Here is a 16,141-nt window from a genome sequence, read left to right as displayed (position 1 = left end):
TCATAACCTTCCTGTAACAGAAAATAAAAGGATTGTAAATTTTACAACAGTTAAATCTCCAAGTCTGAGGCTCTTTAAATCTCTTTTTATAAAACACTTAGATGCGAGAAATTTTATGACACCAACTCTATATCAAAAATGAAACTTGGTCTGAGATTAAATGCTACTGACTTTATTCACCCTCCTCATACTAAATTCCAGTACTCAAGCACCCAGAACTTATCTTGAGATCTTAGCAATTTTGTAATAACTAATGGATAATAGATAATAGGCAGCAGAAAAAAGACCAGCCTAAGCCAGTCCTGATATCCTTCTTATTTCAAGTTCTTCAGCATATTCTCAATATGTTGGATAGATTTTTCCTTCCCCAATAGATAAATAGTATCTGGTAATTCTGGACCGTGCATTTCACCAGAAACAGCAATCCGAATTGGCATGAAGAGATTTTTACCTTTGATGCCCGTTTCCTTTTGAACAGCCTTGATTTGCGGGAAGATATTTTCTGCTTGGAAGTCCTCATCAGACATGGCTTCCAGCTTAGCCTTGAAGGCCGTAAGGACAGTTGGAACGCTTTCACCCGCCATAAAATCCTTTTCTTCCTGAGTCAATGCTGGAAAGTCTTCAAAGAAGAGGTCAGTCAGAGGGACAATTTCATCAGCTGACTTGAGCTGAGGCTTGTAAAGCTCTACCAACTTTTCAGCCTTGTCGGTCAGGCGTCCCGCTTCTTCCAAGAAAGGTTTACAGAGGGCGAAGACAGACTCAAAATCAGCTTTCTTGATATAGTCGTTGCTGACCCAGTCCATTTTCTTTTGATCAAAAGCTGCTGGTGACTTGCTGAGACGACTTTCATCAAAGAGTTTAATCAATTCCTCACGGGAGAAGATTTCTTCTTCTCCACCAGGATTCCAACCTAAGAGGGCAATAAAGTTGAAGACAGCTTCCGGGAGGTAGCCCTTCTTGCGGTAGTCCTCGATAAATTGCAGGGTATTGGTATCTCGTTTAGACAGCTTTTTACCTGTTTCAGAGTTAATAATTAAGGTCATGTGACCAAATTGTGGAGGCTCCCAACCAAGGGCTTCATAGACCATGAGCTGTTTAGGAGTGTTGGCGATATGATCATCGCCGCGAATAACATGGGAAATCCTCATATCATGGTCATCAATAACGACAGCGAAGTTATAGGTTGGATAGCCATCGCGTTTTTGAATAACCCAGTCACCGCCGATATTGCTGCCTTCAAACTCGATATCACCCTTGACCATATCAGTCCATTTGTAAATACCAGCTTCATTAACAGCCAAACGGACCGTTGGGACGATACCGGCAGCCTCACGCTCAGCAATATAAGCAGCCTTTTGCTCCTCGTCCATACCTAGGTATTCATTGACGTAACGAGGGGTTTCTCCAGCAGCTTCTTGGCGTTCCCGTTCAGCTGCTAATTCTTCTTCTGTTACGTAAGACTTATAGGCCTTACCTTCCGCCAAAAGTTGATCAATATAGCTTTGGTAGAGCTCCAAACGTTCTGACTGACGGTAACGTTCATGAGTTTCAGGACTTTCATCCCAGTCAATCCCTAGCCAACGCAGGTTTTCCAATTGCGAGCGTTCACCATCTTCAACATGGCGCTTGCGGTCAGTATCTTCAATCCGAATGACAAAAGTACCGCCATAGTGACGAGCATAGAGATAATTAAAGAGCGCCGTCCGTGCATTTCCGATATGTAGCAGTCCCGTTGGACTTGGTGCGTAACGCACGCGAATTTCATTAGACATAGTTTTTATCGTCTCCTATTCAAAATGATTCAATCCTTATTATTATAGCACTAAATAGGAGAAAAAGGGAAGGGCGTGGGATCAACCCAAAAATTGAAAATTTTGGTCCTCACCATGGCCTGGTTTTAAGGTGGTGACCTGAAACGGTCTCTCCCCAAACCGTTTTTGACACTTGCTTTGCAAGCTTCATTTCCCGATTAAAAAGGTCTCCCAGACCTTTTTAACCCACCTCCGCACAGTGAGTTAGGATAGTGGCCAACCACTGCGTCAAGACTTTATCCCAAAACGGGATACTGGACGAGTTTTTGCCCAGCCACCTCCCTTAATGCTTGAAAATTATCTCTAACTAAAGATAAACCACTTCCAAACTGCCAAAAGCCACACTACCAGTCAACTCCAAAGTCTTTCTTCCTGCAGAGCGCCGACTAGGCAGATTGACAGAACCGAACACATTCGAGACCTTACAAACAACCGACCAATCTCTAGGAATATAAAGAACTATGCTAGCAAAAGAGACCTCAACCTCAAACGTAGCAATGTCACCCAAAATCATTGCTTCATCAAAGTAAATTACCTTCTTGCCAAAGGTTACTTCCGCCCTACCTGAGATGAAATTGTCATCCCTGATGTGACTGGCATTGCTATTATAGGGGGCATAGATATACTGATTATTTTTCTTGGTCCGCCATCTAAAATTCCAAGGTTTCCTTCTTCCAAACAAATTATCCAGCCCCAGACCCACTAAGAAAGCAACGAGAAAAATTGTACTATTAGACAAGGGTAAAAAATGCAGGCGGCCATTTAAAATGATTAGGAAAAAACCTAGACTAAGGAAACTACTGGTAAAAGCGGCACGCAGGATACTTCCTAAAAACCAAGCGGCCGTGATACAAAGACCAAGAAGAGCCCAGCCATCAACTAGGGCTGGGGCAAATAAATCTTGAAATACGATAACGGCAGCCAACAAAATTAGGCTAATTCCTAAGAAAAACTTTCGCATATTGCTTCCTTCTTTACAGAGTGAGCGAGACTAAAACGGTCTTGATGGTTACAATTGAAATGGAGAGCAAGTCAACCTGCCCTCCTCCCCTATTTTCTAGAGACTGCAAATCTAACCATCTAAAACAGATCCATGATCCCCGAACCCTTGTTACTAGTAGATGGTGTCACTAAATGGCCACCGATAACTTGGGCAAAGGTTTCAATATTGAGACTTTGTACATAGATTTCACCGCTGCCACGGAAGGTGTTAACAATACCTTCACCTGTACCGATAGATTGCAGAAAACCATTTTCCAAATGGATTTGGTAATCCAACTCTCTGGACCAAGCAACCACATGAGCATTATCAATAGTAATCTCCTGCTGGTTAAGTTCGATTTTCTGTATAGAACCAAAGCTATTAGCCAAGAGTGTCCCTTGACCCTGGGTTGTCATAACGAAGAGACCACCTTGGCCACCGAAAAAGGCCCGTCCAACTGACTGTCGCTCCATGGTATATTGAGCAGAACCATCCAGAGCTAGAAAGGCGCCATCGTTAAGGCGGTACTGTTTGACTCCTAATTCCAGAGCGATAATCTGACCAGGCATGGAAGGCGCAATAGCCAGACGACCATCATCTGCATTAGAAACGGCCTGAGTAATAAAAGCCGATTCTCCAGAAGTTATGGAACGACCGACGGCTTTAAAGAGTTTACCTAGACCATCTCCCTTAGCATTGAGCTTGGTGTTAAGTGTGATTGATGGGGTATGGTAAACCATGCTACCACGCTGGATATAGGCTGACTCCCCTGCTTCAAGGAAAATTTCTACCAGCGGAAACTGCATATTACTATCAATCCGATAGCTCATGTGATTATCCGACATAGGACCACCTCACTTTTCTATAACTTTCTATGCCTAGTATAACCGCCCCCTTCTTATGTTGTCAATACGCTAGAAAAAAATCAGCCCCGAGACCGAGACTGAAAACGAAATTATTGAACCGGCGAAATCCGTCCTGTATCAACATCATAGATGGCTCCAAAAATAGTAATATCATCCGGAATCAAAGGAGAATCCTTGAGAAGAGCAACATCTTGGCGGACACTCTCTTCCACATCTGTGAAAGGAAGAAAATTCTTATCTTGCAGATTAACCTGAAAACGCTCCTCCAAATCAGCTACAAAATCGGCATTTTTAAAGGTTTGAGCTCCGCAGTCAGTATGATGAAGCACAACAACTTCCTGAGTTCCCAACTGCTGCTGGGAAATGACTAAAGAGCGAATCATATCCTCGGTTACACGGCCACCGGCATTTCTCAGAATATGGGCATCTCCAAGATCTAACCCTAGAGCTGGAGCGACATGGAGCCGGGCATCCATACAGGTAATAATGGCCACCTTGGTCTTTGGTTTAATGGGTAGATGAGCTGTTCCATGTCGATCGATATAGGCTTGGTTAGCCTTGATAAAATTTTCAAAATAAGACATAATACCTCCTTTAGCCGATCCAGAAAAGGATTCGGACATCAAACGTTTGACCATTATAACACGGTTAAAGGAGAAATACTAATCTTCATTCTCAAAAATAGAGACTGCCAGATAAAAATGTTTCTAGTCAAGGAATTATCAACTATCACGGAAGAGGCTTCCCAATCACATAAGTCAGTTCAGCAGCTTGGTCAGCCGTAAAAATTCGATAGGAAATAACTCCAGAACCCAAGGCATTCGATTCAGAAATAAGAATGGAACCATCCTTTTTCACCTGCTCAACAATAGCCACATGACCGTAGTCTGGATCCGCTCCTGCCTGACCCGGTGCAAAAGAAACAGCATAGCCCACCTTAGGCTGGTGACTAAGGTTATACCCTGATTTAAATTGCCAGTCCCCACCATTGCCCATGTAGGGATCAAAGCTGTAACCCAATTCCCGAGCCCGATTGTAGACATACCAGGTGCACTGACCCCAAGGATAGGAGAGAGCCTGGTAAGCTTGAGGAGTCATAGGACGAGAAAGTTGGTAGCCTGTTGGTAAGGTCGCCTGACTGATACCGGACAGATGCTTTAACTTTTCCGGAATTTCTGGAGTTCCGCCATGCTGATCAATCCAAGTATCAAGCTCCTGCATCGTTTGTGCCCGTCGCTTACCACTACCTGAGGTATCAGTAAAATAGACACCACCATCACTGATGACATCCAGCTGACCTAAGGCATTCTTTGCTGCTTTATCATCCTGTATTTTAAAAGTCCAGTTCTTATTTTGAATAATAGTCTGACCTACCATCTTAGAAATAGCTTGGCTATCGTTAAAATGACTCGCTTGATTAGGATTATTATCGAAAGCCCCATAGCCAAACATATTGGAACCTGGAAGCGTTGCTACTCCAGCAGTCCCTAAAGAACTTTCGTGAAGAGCTATAGCAACAATTGCCCGTACATCAAGGCCAGTCTCCTTCTCCCATTTGAGGAGTAGTTTCCCGTTGATCCGCCGATTATCATAGGCCAGTCCCAAAGAATTCAAGTAACCGTCTAATTGTTCCGCCTTGACACCATAACGATGGGAGAGAAGGTTGTGACTATAAGCATCCTGACCTGACCAATGTTCTACATAGGTGGTATAGGTCAAAGGGCCGGTAGACTCACCAGCTTCATTTTCCTTATCATTAAAGTAGACAGCCGCTGACTTCCCTGCCCAGTAGCCATCGAAAAATGGGCGGACAAGCACATTGGCTTGACCCAGTGGCAGTTGAGGGGACTGGCAGTAGGAAACTGACTGTTTTTCTGATTCTTCTGTTTTTGTTATTTTCTTTTCTGCCACTGGTTTCGATTCGGACTTCTGAGTCTTATCAGAGTCGGAACCAGCATCCTTACCAGAACTCTGCTGATCTGATGGTGAGTCATCAGCAGACTGGATCTCCTGCTCAGATTGGTTACCCCGACGAATTTCTGGAGTACTTTCCAATCGTTCATCAGAATCTTTTTGAAGGGAAGAACCAGACTGACTTGAAGCATAAGCCGCTCCCTCTTCTTCAGGAGCCACGGGCTTATCTTCTTTATCGCCTGATTTTAAAGGCTTGGCACTATTATCCTCATCAGAAGTCTCCTCACCTGTCGCCTTTGTTTCTGTTTTACTCTCGTCCAACGATTCTTTTTGTGAAGTGCTGGAACTGGTTTCCACGCTTTCACCGTCTCCAAGATCTCCTTGTTCCTCCCTAGGACTACGAGCTGAGTTACTGACAGCCTCTGCCAGCGTTACTCCTGAGGCTAGGTAAGAGCTCGACAGAAGAAACAAGAGAGTCAGTGATAACAATTTCTCCTTTTTCATGACATGCAACTCCTTTCACGAATAATTTCACCTATTTATTCGTAAAAGAGCAAAAAGAGAGTGGGACAGAAATCAATAATTCGAAGAAGTTGATTTCGTTGTCCCACCTCCGCACAGTTGGTTAGGGAGTGACATGAACTAACGTTCATAAAATTGGATATCCTCCAACAGTTCCCCAAACTGTTGGAGCTATCACTTGTAGAGTAGTTAAACAGTCCAGTGGACTGTTTAAGGGGGCGCCTGAAAATAGGAATGCGTCCCAAGATAAGGATAGCCAACCAGCAGTGGTTCATTGGTGCTAAAGCACCTAATGAACTGTGCAGGGGTAAGACTAAGCTGGCACAGCCAACAAGTCTTACTCCCAACCACTGCGCCTAGTCAGTGAATTGACTAAATAAATAAGGCTGAGAACTTTTGTCTCAGCCTCTTCCCATTTTTACTTTTGTTCACCATCTCTTTCGATAGCCTTTTTCAGAGCATTCCAGGAGAGGGTAGCACACTTGATCCGTTGGGGAAACTTAGCGACTCCCGCCATCAGTTCAGCTTCACCCAATTCTTTTTGCTGGTCATCTTTTTGTCCTTGAACCATTTCGGAGAAAATTTTTGCCAGGTGCAGGGCCTCCTCCTTGGTCTTGCCGATGACAGCATCGGTCATCATGCTGGATGAAGCTGTTGAAATGGTGCAACCATCCCCAGCAAAAGCAATATCCTCGATGACATCACCATCGAATTTGACAGATAAATTGATGACATCGCCGCAGGTAGGATTATTGAGCTGAAGCTGTTCAACCCCTTCTAAAAAGCCATGATGGTGAGGGCTTTGAGAATGCTCTGCAATCACCATCTTATAGAGATTATTCAAACTAGAGAGTGCCATTGAAAAACTCCTTTGCTGCTAAGATCGCTTGGATCAATTTATCGCAATCTTCCTTACTATTATAGAGATAAAAGCTTGCCCGAGCAGCTGAATGAATCCCCAGATGGTTAATCAAAGGTTGGGCACAATGGTGACCTGCCCGAACAGCTACGCCTTCGTAATCCAGAGCAGTAGCTAAATCATGAGGATGGACACCATCCAGATTAAAGGCAATAACGCCAGTGTGCTGATTAGGATCCTCAGGCCCATAAATTGTTAAACCCTTAATAGCCTGCAATTTGGGCAGAACATAGGCCACCAGCTCCTGCTCGTGGGCATGGATTGCCCCCATACCAATCTTATCCAGATAATCCAGAGCCGCTCCCAAAGCAATAGCTCCTGCAATGTTAGGTGTTCCCGCCTCAAATTTCCAAGGGAGCTCCTTCCAGTTGGCTTCCTGCTCGTAGACGAAATCAATCATTTCCCCGCCGAATTCGACAGGCGACATGAGGTTGAGCACTTCTTCTTTGCCGTATAGAACTCCGATCCCCGTTGGTCCCAGCATCTTGTGACCTGAGAAGGCAAAGAAATCACAATCCAAGTCCTGTACATCGATGGGCATGTGGGGGGCAGACTGAGCACCATCAACAACCATGTAAGCTCCTGCCTGATGGGCTAGACTAGCAATCTCCTTGACAGGATTGAGACAGCCTAGAACATTAGACGCCTGTGCCATACTGACAAACTTGGTGCGGTCATTGAGCTTGTCCTTGAGATCTACCATATCCAACTGGCCATCTTTGAGATAGACATAGACCAGCTCTGCTCCAGTCGCCCGACAGGCTTCCTGCCATGGAATGACATTGGAATGATGCTCCATAATAGAAATCAAGACCTGATCACCCGGCTGCAGAACTTCTTTGGCAAAATTAGCCACCCAATTGAGGCCAGTAGTTGTTCCCCTGGTAAAAAGAACTTCCTTAGTTGATTTTGCTCTAATAAAAGCACGGACTTTCTCCCGACTGTTCTCGTAAGCGGCTGTTGCCCGCTCTGCTAGAGTGTGAACTCCTCGATGAACATTGGCATTATCTGTCTCATAATAAGCACGCAAAACCTCAAGGACTGCTTGAGGTTTTTGGGTTGTTGCGGCATTATCCAAATAGACCAAGGATTCGTCATTGACTACCTGATCTAAAATTTTAAAATCTTTTTTAAGCGTTTCTGTATCTAACAAGGATAACCTCCTCGAATCATCTTAACGTTGGTCTAACTTGTGATCAAGAACGGCAATCATTTCATCACGCACATCCTTGCTTGGGATTTCTGTAATCACAGCTCCCAAGAAACCAAGAATCACAAGACGTTCCGCTTCTTCGTATTTCAGACCACGACTCATCAAATAATACATATCATCAGGGTCTACTTGGCCGATGGAGGCGGCGTGACCAGCAGTGACATCATTTTCATCAATTAAGAGAATCGGGTTGGCATCAGACCGTGCTTTGTCCGAGAGCATGAGGACTCGACTTTCCTGTTGCGCGTCCGCTCCCTTAGCCCCCTTGACAATATGACCGATACCATTGAAGGTTAAGGTACCCTTTTCCAAGATAACCCCATGTTGCAAGATGTGCCCAACAGAGTTACGGCCGTAGTTGGTCACACGGGTATCAATCCCTTGAACTTGACGACCGCTGGAGGCGGCTACCACCTTGAGATCAGCATGGCTGCCGTCACCAATCAAATCACTATCAAAATCACCGATGACATTGCCTTCATTCATCACGCCCAGAGCCCAATCAATGCTGGCATCGCGCTCCAAGCGCCCCCGCCGGCTCATATAAGTGGTCAAGTTTTGCCCCAAACGGTCAATAGCTGAAAACTTGACCTGACTGCCAGCCCCAGCGATAACTTCCACACTGATATTAGCCGTTGCTTTAGAACTAGCTTGACCGATAGATTCAAAGCGTTCCAAATAACTAAATTTACTATTGCGGCCAGCAATCACAAGAATGTGCTTATTAAACGGCACATCTGAATCACTGTCTTGGTAAAAGATACCTTCTAGAGGTTGGGCGATTTCAATATTGTCAGGAACATAGAGGACGGCACTGCTATTGAAATAGGCATAATGATAAGCCGCCAACTTATCTTCATCATAGGCCAGAGCCTTAGCAAAATTAGTCTCTAAAACTTCTGGAATAGTCTCCAGAGCACTGGCAAAGTCAGTAAAAATAACACCCTGTTCAATGAGTTCAGGACTTAGCTGCTCCAGAATCGTTTGAGTGCCGACTTGAACCAACTTAGGATTCTGGCTTAAAGCAGTAAAATCAGGCACATTAGCTGTCGCTTCATTTTCAGCCAGACTACCATCTCCGAAATTCCAGCGGTTAAAGCGAACCTTTTCAATCTTGGGTAGCTTCAGCTGGTCAATTTGCGCAAAAGCAGCCAAACGTCTGTCTTGTAACCAGGCCGGCTCTGCCTTGAGCTGGGAAAAATTTATAATTGCTTCTTTTGTCATAATGATGCTTACTCCATTTCTAATCAAACTGTTTGAGTAAAAGTTCGTTTTCTAGGTTTGTTAAAAACAAGGAGGCCTCCCTAAGCTAATCTACCTACAGAAAGCAGAGCAACCCTTCAAACCTCTTTTTCATCATTAGACTTCTTCGTGGTACTCTAAGCCCAAATCGTCAGCTAATTGAGCATAGCCTTCTTTTTCCAAGCGGGCAGCTAGATCGGCTCCGCCAGTCATCACTACACGACCGTCCATCATAACATGAACCACATCAGGTGTGATATAGTTAAGCAGACGTTGATAGTGAGTAATAATCATTGCTCCGAAGCCTTCACCACGCATAGCATTAACGCCTTTGGATACAACCTTAAGGGCATCAATATCAAGCCCAGAATCAATTTCGTCCAAAAGAGCAAATTTAGGTTCCAGCATGAGGAGCTGGAGAATTTCATTGCGTTTCTTTTCACCGCCTGAGAAGCCTTCATTGAGATAGCGTTCCGCCATTTCCTCCTTCATACCCAAAAGCTCCATTTTCTCATCCAGCTTCGTAATAAATTCACGGATAGAGATTTTCTCTTCGTCTTCCTTACCAGCATTCATGGCTGCCCGAATAAATTCAGCATTGGTAATTCCGGGAATTTCTGCTGGATACTGCATCGCTAAGAAAAGACCCAAACGCGCCCGCTCATCGGTTGCCAATTCAAGAATATCCTGACCATCAAAAAGAATTTGGCCTTGGGTCACCTCATAATTAGGATTGCCCATGATGGCTGCAGATAGGGTTGATTTCCCAGTCCCGTTGGGACCCATGATAGCTGCAATTTCCCCTGTTTTCAGGGTCAAATTCAACCCTTTCAATATTTCTTTGTCTTCGATAGACACATGCAAATCTTTAATTTCAAGTACAGACAAAACATTCCTCCTCTATATATTTTATAAAAGAATAGAAATCAGTGGACAACGCCTTAATTTCCTCACTCTTTAACACCTAAGCTCAGGTTGATATCCTCCACTAGACCACTAGAGCGTTTCAATCCTATCTCTGCATAATTGATGAGATGAGACAAGCTTGGCTCGCTATATCTATATTCTATATCCTTTAGTCATATTTTTCAGACTTATAAGCTATCGTACTTACGCATCGAGTAGACAGTTTAAAGGTGTGTTTGAAAAATAGGAATCCCCCAAGATAAGAACTTCCGATCAACCACTACATCAAGCAATAACTACCATCTATATCAAAGAAGCTAGCTCTTTTTACACTTATTTCAAAGATGATAGCGCTTTGTGGTGAGGGAGTAACACCCTGACTGTTTATCCTACTCTCTTCCGATCAAGTTTGAACACTCGGCTCTGAAAAGATAAGGAGATAATTTGCTCAACCATTCTCCAGCCTCAAAACGAAAGCAGGATCAGTTCGCTCAACCACCAGCCAGTTTGCCTTCACTCCCCAAACACCCTACATTATAACAAAAAAAGCCAAGCTTGGCTTTGTCTTTGATTGTAATCAGCTAACTTACTTCCACCTTTTTTTCCACTTATCCAGAACTACTTGACGATAGGAACTATTCCCAATAAACTTGAGACAGTCAAAAAGCGGAGTCCGTCCTACGCCCCAAATTTGTAGGCCCTCAATCAGAACTTCTGCTGTAAAGAGAAGACCTATAATCAAGAGCACTCCCCCCAGCCGACTGGATACATTCAAAAGCAGGGAAGTCAGCGAGAATACCATTGCGATGCCATAAACCACCAAAACCGCACCACGGTGGGTGAACCCCATCGCTAAGAGTCGATGGTGGAGGTGCATCTTATCGGCCTCAGTCGCAGGTCGTCCCGATAATTTCCGCCGAATAATAGCCACAAAAGTGTCTAAAATCGGCACTCCTAAGATAATGACCGGAGTAATAACTGCAACAGCCGTCGAATTTTTCAACCCCTGCAAGGAGAGCACCCCAATCATAAAGCCGATAAAGAGAGCACCCGTATCCCCCAGATAAATAATAGCGGGATTGTAATTATAGGGGAAAAAGCCTGCAATAGCAGCAATCAGTAGAAAAATAGTCAGGGTTGTATAGAGATTGCTATCAAATAGAAAAAAATAAGAAATCAAACCCATGGTAGTCAGACTGATAACAGACACTCCACAAACCAAACCATCTAGCCCATCTATCAGATTGATCGCATTGGTAATCGCCACGATCCAAAGGACCGTCAAGAAAAAACTCAGGACAGGACCAAAATAAAGCATAGGCCCACCAAAAGGAATTTTAAAACTATCGAAACGATAGTCCGTAAAAGCCCAGACGACAACCGCACCAGCAATAATTCCTAACATTTTTGCTCTCGGCCTGAGCTCTAAAACATCGTCAACAAAGCCTGTCATCGAGACGATCAACCCTCCCATAGCTACTGGCAGAATATAGTCAAAGTAGGACATGAAATAGTGATTCTTTTCAGTGATAATGGGCATTAAAATCAAGGTCCCTACTAAAAAGGCAATCAAAATCCCCAAGCCTCCACTTGAAGGCATGGGAACCTGATTAATCCGTCTAGCATTAGGATTATCAACCGCTCCGATCCGAAAGGCCAAAAACCGAATCAGAGGTGTTAAAACCAAGGGAATCAAAAAGACTCCGATCAGAACCAGAATGTATTGTAAACGAAATTGACTAATCATTCTTTATACCAATTCTATCGTTTTCAATTTATCTACTGCTGTATGATCCAAAAGTTTAACAGCATGCTCCAAGAGATAGGCTCGGGTGTGCTGAGCAGGTTCACCATATTCTAAAAGATGAGCTTGCAGCTGCTTAGCGCGAATAGGTTCTTCATCTTCAATGCTAAAGAGAACTGTCAAATGATAGCCTTCTTCTGATTTAAAGAGTTCTGAAGCCTCAGTTGGCACAGCCAAGGCCTTGGCTGCTACAATAACGGCTTCCAAATTAGGAAAGTCTGCAACATAATGCGCATAACTGGTAACAGGAATTAAATCCTCCTCTTTAAGCCTGAAAGCCCTAGCATCGCTCTCACCGTCTTCTGAACCAGTTGTTACTGCTTGAACTTCTTCTGGCAAATCACCGATAGCATCATCTAGCATGGCTTCCAAATTTTTCAATTTTTCATGAGCTTCAGTATCACCCTGGGCCATCATATTCTTTTCCAGATTTTTGAAAAAATCCTCTGGATTCATGTCTGACATATCCCCCATATCTTCGGCTAACTGTTCAAAATCCAGACTTTCATTAAGCTCAGACTTTGTTACAAAAACATCGACCCGATCTTTACGGGGAGTTACCCGGAAGCTTAACATACCAGTTGATTTAAAACTATCTGGGATATCCAATTCATCTAAAATAGTATAGAAAAATTCTTCTGTTTTTTCTTGAGGCATCAGGAAATCTTTTAGTTCCATGCCGTATGAATCAAGATCTTCAAGACTAACAGAAATCTTGAGTGTCGACTCATTAATTTGTTTCATTTCCATAGTAATTACCTCGCACGAGTAGTTATTATATTATACAAGAAAAGGGGCAAAAGTTCAACGAAACAAGAACAGCAGAGACCTAAGCCCAAGGCCTTTGACTGATCATCCCCAATCAGCTTCAACGCTAAATAAAAAAAGACCGAAAGTTCCCTTTCAGTCGTCTAGCCATTATACCATCAAAACCTTGACAGCTGCATAGATAAGTAAGATAAATCCCAAAACGATGCGATACCAACCAAAAACGGTAAAATCATGTTTTTTAACGAAGTTCGTCAAGAACTTGATAACAGCCATGCTGACCGCAAAGGCTACCACCGAGGCAACCAAAAGCACCAACCATTGCGCAACATTCAAATGATTACCGTCCAGCAAGAACTTAACGAACTTGAGACCACTGTAGCCAAACATGGTCGGAATTCCTAAGAAGAAAGTGAAATCCGCTGCCACACTCCGACTGGTCCCAACTAAAATGGCTCCCAGAATAGTAGCTCCTGATCGACTGGTCCCCGGGATAATACTAAGTACTTGGAAGAGACCGATATAAAGGGCCGTCTTGTAATGCATCCGTGCCAAGTCGGTCACCTGTGGCTCCACATTGCGATTGCGGCGTTCAATCCAAATAAAGGCAATACCATAGACGATGAGCATAGTCGCCACACTGGTGAAATTACTAAAGTGAGCATCCATCCAATCATCCAAAAGCAGACCAAAAATAGCTGAGGGAATACAAGCGATAACCACCTTCATCCAGAGTTGCCAAGTCAGGCGAATCTCCTTAGGAGTCTTCCCTCTTTGAAAAGGATTGAGACGCTCAAAGTAGATGACCATAACTGCTAGAATAGCTCCTAGCTGAATAACAATGTTGAAAAGCTCATTAAAGGCGTGACCTTGATTAAGCTTGACAAATTCCTGCACCAGAATTAGGTGGCCTGTGCTAGAAATGGGAAGCCATTCGGTAATCCCCTCAATAATCCCTAGAAAAATGGCTTTAATCAGTTCGATGACTAACATAATATCTCCTGTTTTCGAAAATCAATTAATTTCATTATAGCAAAAAGCAAAGACTTTTAAAAATAGGACTTCCCTAATAAAACCGATTATTCTATTAAAAAGCCGACCAATTTTACTTGATCAGCTAATATAGAGATAGATAGCAGACAGGCTCTAGAAAGATCCAAAACCTCCGCCTCCGCCGCCTCCGGAAAAACCACCGCCACCAGAAAAGCCTCCACCACTTGAAACGTGGAAATTTTGAGCAGCTACAGCCTGATGACCAAAGTCAGCAAAGTTTTGAGAAGATAGATATAGATAAGGGAAAAGATTGTAGGTTAAATATTGATTAACAATTGGAGGAAGAGGAATATCTTGCATTCTCAGAACCTCTTCAACCTGCTTAGCATAGCCAAAAAGTGTTGCATAAACCAAAATACGATTCCAAACGACAATAGACTCTAACTGAGCTTTGTCAAAGCGTTTAATATCCTTCAGCATTCGGCGGAAAGCCTGCCAAGCATGGTAATCAGCCTTTACTTCTTCTCGTGGCGTACCATCTCGCTTATCAAACCTGCAAAGCCTGAAGAGGATAATAACCAAAACAATGGATAGCAGAATCATGCCAATGTAACCTAGAATCATAGGCCAATTGAGGCCACTCAAGAAATGGGCTAATCCAGCATAATCGATAGCGACAAACATGAAAATCATAGCTAGATATAAGGCCGCAAAACTTAAACGACGCAGCTTATTTTCACCAGACCTTAAAGGTCGGTAGTAGTCCTCTAAACCTAGTGAGCGTTTAGCCTCTTCAACACTCTGCGTTAATTCGTTTAAATTTTTATCGAAAACAGATGTCATCTTACGACCATAGCGATTAACCTCCTCAACACTATAGCCATTTTTGACACTGACCTTTTTATCCACTCGGTAGTCAGGGAAAAGGTCAGATACTGCTAACTTATCACCTATATTAGGTCCCATAGTCATCTCTAGGAAGGTCAGTTCAAATGATGACAGATTATCCGAATGAACATGGTGAATCAAGGGACCGCCTTCAGAAGGTTCTAGTTTCAAATTCCCACGATCAATCAAATCCAGCAGGCTGGCTTGGATCATATTTTCAAATCGTAAGTTTCCTCTTCCTGCGGTAATAGGGTTCACCTCAGACCAATCCGTACTATAAACAACCGAGGCAACTAGCTGAGGCGACCAATCATTAGGAGCTGAGTAGAGCCACTTGGGCACTCCAGCAGCACCTTTTTGATGTTGCAGGGAAAATTTATAATAGATGAATAAAAGTACTCCTACTGCTAGCATAATAAGCCCAATGATAGGAATAATCACATAGAATAATTTTTGATAAAATTTCGTTTTTCTATTAATGTCTTCCTCTTGTTTTTTAAAGTGAGGAAGACCCTTTCCTGATACATATCTAGCTACCGAAAATGCTTGAGAACTCCAATAGCCGTGCAATTCTAATGCCTTCCCAGCACCAACATAATCAGTCGATAATTGGTAATCATTACCTGCTTTTGAAATTTTAACTTTTGGTTGTAAAAATCCTAGATGGGCGAAAAGTTGTGATTCTTTGGTTTCAGGTGCACTTACCTTAAACCTCACATGATGGGCTGCTTTATCACCATCTGAAATTGGTTTCCAATTTAATTCAGCAATATCCCGATGAATGGATAGGATATTTTTTAACTGCCAAGTCACTTTTACCTTGACAGTATCCCCTGCACTTCCACCATCATAAATTTTAAGACGGTAACCATCCTCAAGTCTTTCTATGTCCATCTTTGGTGTAAAAACCTTACCATTATTTATAGTAACTTCTGGTCTTGCATGCTCCCCATCAATGGAAAAGCCTTGCGGCATATTTCCAGCTTCACCTAAACTGACATACTGTCCATGATACTCCGATTTGTAATGGAAGGTAATCGTTTGAGTAAAGGTTGCTGTATTATCTTTTTGAATTTCTAATAGACCGTCATAGCGACTGATATTATAGTCAACCTCATCAGCAACTGACCTTCTAGAAAAAAACAATAGTAAAGCCAGTAAGCTCAAGCAACATAAAATAATTTTCTTTTTCATTACCCACTTCCCCTTTTCTAGTATATTTCTATTCTATCATAGTTTATCAGCAACTAAAAATCCTTCATCAGACAAAATCTCTGTAACCGCCCATTGAAATACTCCCTCATTTCCTGTAA

The 16,141-nt window shown here is 43.0% G+C and carries 13 protein-coding genes; all 13 read right to left on the bottom strand.

The genetic code is table 11. From position 1 onward, the window contains the following. Positions 1-314 precede the first annotated feature (314 nt). Complete coding sequence (gene gltX, locus G7Y32_RS05715; RefSeq protein ID WP_165211868.1) at positions 315-1,772, bottom strand: glutamate--tRNA ligase; 1,458 nt, start codon at positions 1,770-1,772, stop codon at positions 315-317. 346 nt (positions 1,773-2,118) lie between these two features. Beyond that, positions 2,119-2,772, bottom strand: a complete 654-nt coding sequence (locus G7Y32_RS05710) for a hypothetical protein (protein WP_165211865.1) — start codon at positions 2,770-2,772, stop codon at positions 2,119-2,121. Positions 2,773-2,891: 119 nt separating this feature from the next. Then, a complete protein-coding gene (locus G7Y32_RS05705; RefSeq protein WP_165211862.1) occupies positions 2,892-3,638 on the bottom strand; it encodes a TIGR00266 family protein in 747 nt (248 codons plus the stop codon). A gap of 110 nt (positions 3,639-3,748) precedes the next feature. Then, complete coding sequence (locus G7Y32_RS05700; protein ID WP_165211859.1) at positions 3,749-4,243, bottom strand: beta-class carbonic anhydrase; 495 nt, start codon at positions 4,241-4,243, stop codon at positions 3,749-3,751. A 145-nt stretch (positions 4,244-4,388) separates the two neighbouring features. Beyond that, on the bottom strand, positions 4,389-6,077 hold the full coding sequence (locus G7Y32_RS05695) for a CHAP domain-containing protein (protein WP_165211856.1): 1,689 nt from the start codon (positions 6,075-6,077) through the stop codon (positions 4,389-4,391). A gap of 436 nt (positions 6,078-6,513) precedes the next feature. After that, entirely contained in the window at positions 6,514-6,954 is a 441-nt protein-coding gene (gene sufU, locus G7Y32_RS05690) for a Fe-S cluster assembly sulfur transfer protein SufU (protein ID WP_165211853.1), read from the bottom strand. Then, a complete protein-coding gene (locus tag G7Y32_RS05685; RefSeq protein ID WP_165211850.1) occupies positions 6,941-8,167 on the bottom strand; it encodes a cysteine desulfurase in 1,227 nt (408 codons plus the stop codon). The genes sufU and G7Y32_RS05685 overlap by 14 nt, the downstream gene beginning before the upstream one ends. 21 nt (positions 8,168-8,188) lie before the next feature. Further along, positions 8,189-9,451 carry a Fe-S cluster assembly protein SufD gene (sufD, locus tag G7Y32_RS05680; RefSeq protein WP_165211847.1) on the bottom strand — a complete coding sequence of 421 codons (1,263 nt, stop codon included), beginning with the start codon at positions 9,449-9,451 and terminating at the stop codon, positions 8,189-8,191. A gap of 135 nt (positions 9,452-9,586) precedes the next feature. Continuing rightward, positions 9,587-10,357 (bottom strand): Fe-S cluster assembly ATPase SufC, encoded by a 771-nt coding sequence (gene sufC, locus G7Y32_RS05675; RefSeq protein ID WP_165211844.1) that lies wholly within the window; start codon positions 10,355-10,357, stop codon positions 9,587-9,589. Between the two features lie 604 nt (positions 10,358-10,961). Next, positions 10,962-12,122: a glycosyltransferase family 4 protein gene (locus tag G7Y32_RS05670; RefSeq protein WP_165211841.1), complete on the bottom strand. Its 1,161-nt coding sequence runs from the start codon at positions 12,120-12,122 to the stop codon at positions 10,962-10,964. A gap of 3 nt (positions 12,123-12,125) precedes the next feature. After that, positions 12,126-12,929 (bottom strand): adaptor protein MecA, encoded by an 804-nt coding sequence (locus G7Y32_RS05665; RefSeq protein ID WP_165211838.1) that lies wholly within the window; start codon positions 12,927-12,929, stop codon positions 12,126-12,128. A gap of 168 nt (positions 12,930-13,097) precedes the next feature. After that, the gene (locus G7Y32_RS05660; RefSeq protein ID WP_165211835.1) at positions 13,098-13,940 is read right to left on the bottom strand and encodes an undecaprenyl-diphosphate phosphatase; all 843 of its coding nucleotides are present in this window, start codon (positions 13,938-13,940) and stop codon (positions 13,098-13,100) included. 153 nt (positions 13,941-14,093) lie between these two features. Next, positions 14,094-16,022 carry a DUF2207 domain-containing protein gene (locus G7Y32_RS05655; protein ID WP_165211832.1) on the bottom strand — a complete coding sequence of 643 codons (1,929 nt, stop codon included), beginning with the start codon at positions 16,020-16,022 and terminating at the stop codon, positions 14,094-14,096. Positions 16,023-16,141: the final 119 nt, after the last annotated feature.

Origin of the sequence: Streptococcus tangpeifui (assembly GCF_011038795.1) — a bacterium.
In the GTDB taxonomy this organism is placed as follows: domain Bacteria; phylum Bacillota; class Bacilli; order Lactobacillales; family Streptococcaceae; genus Streptococcus; species Streptococcus tangpeifui.
Note: the sequence above shows the minus strand (reverse complement) of the source record. Positions and strands in the feature narration are given on the sequence as shown.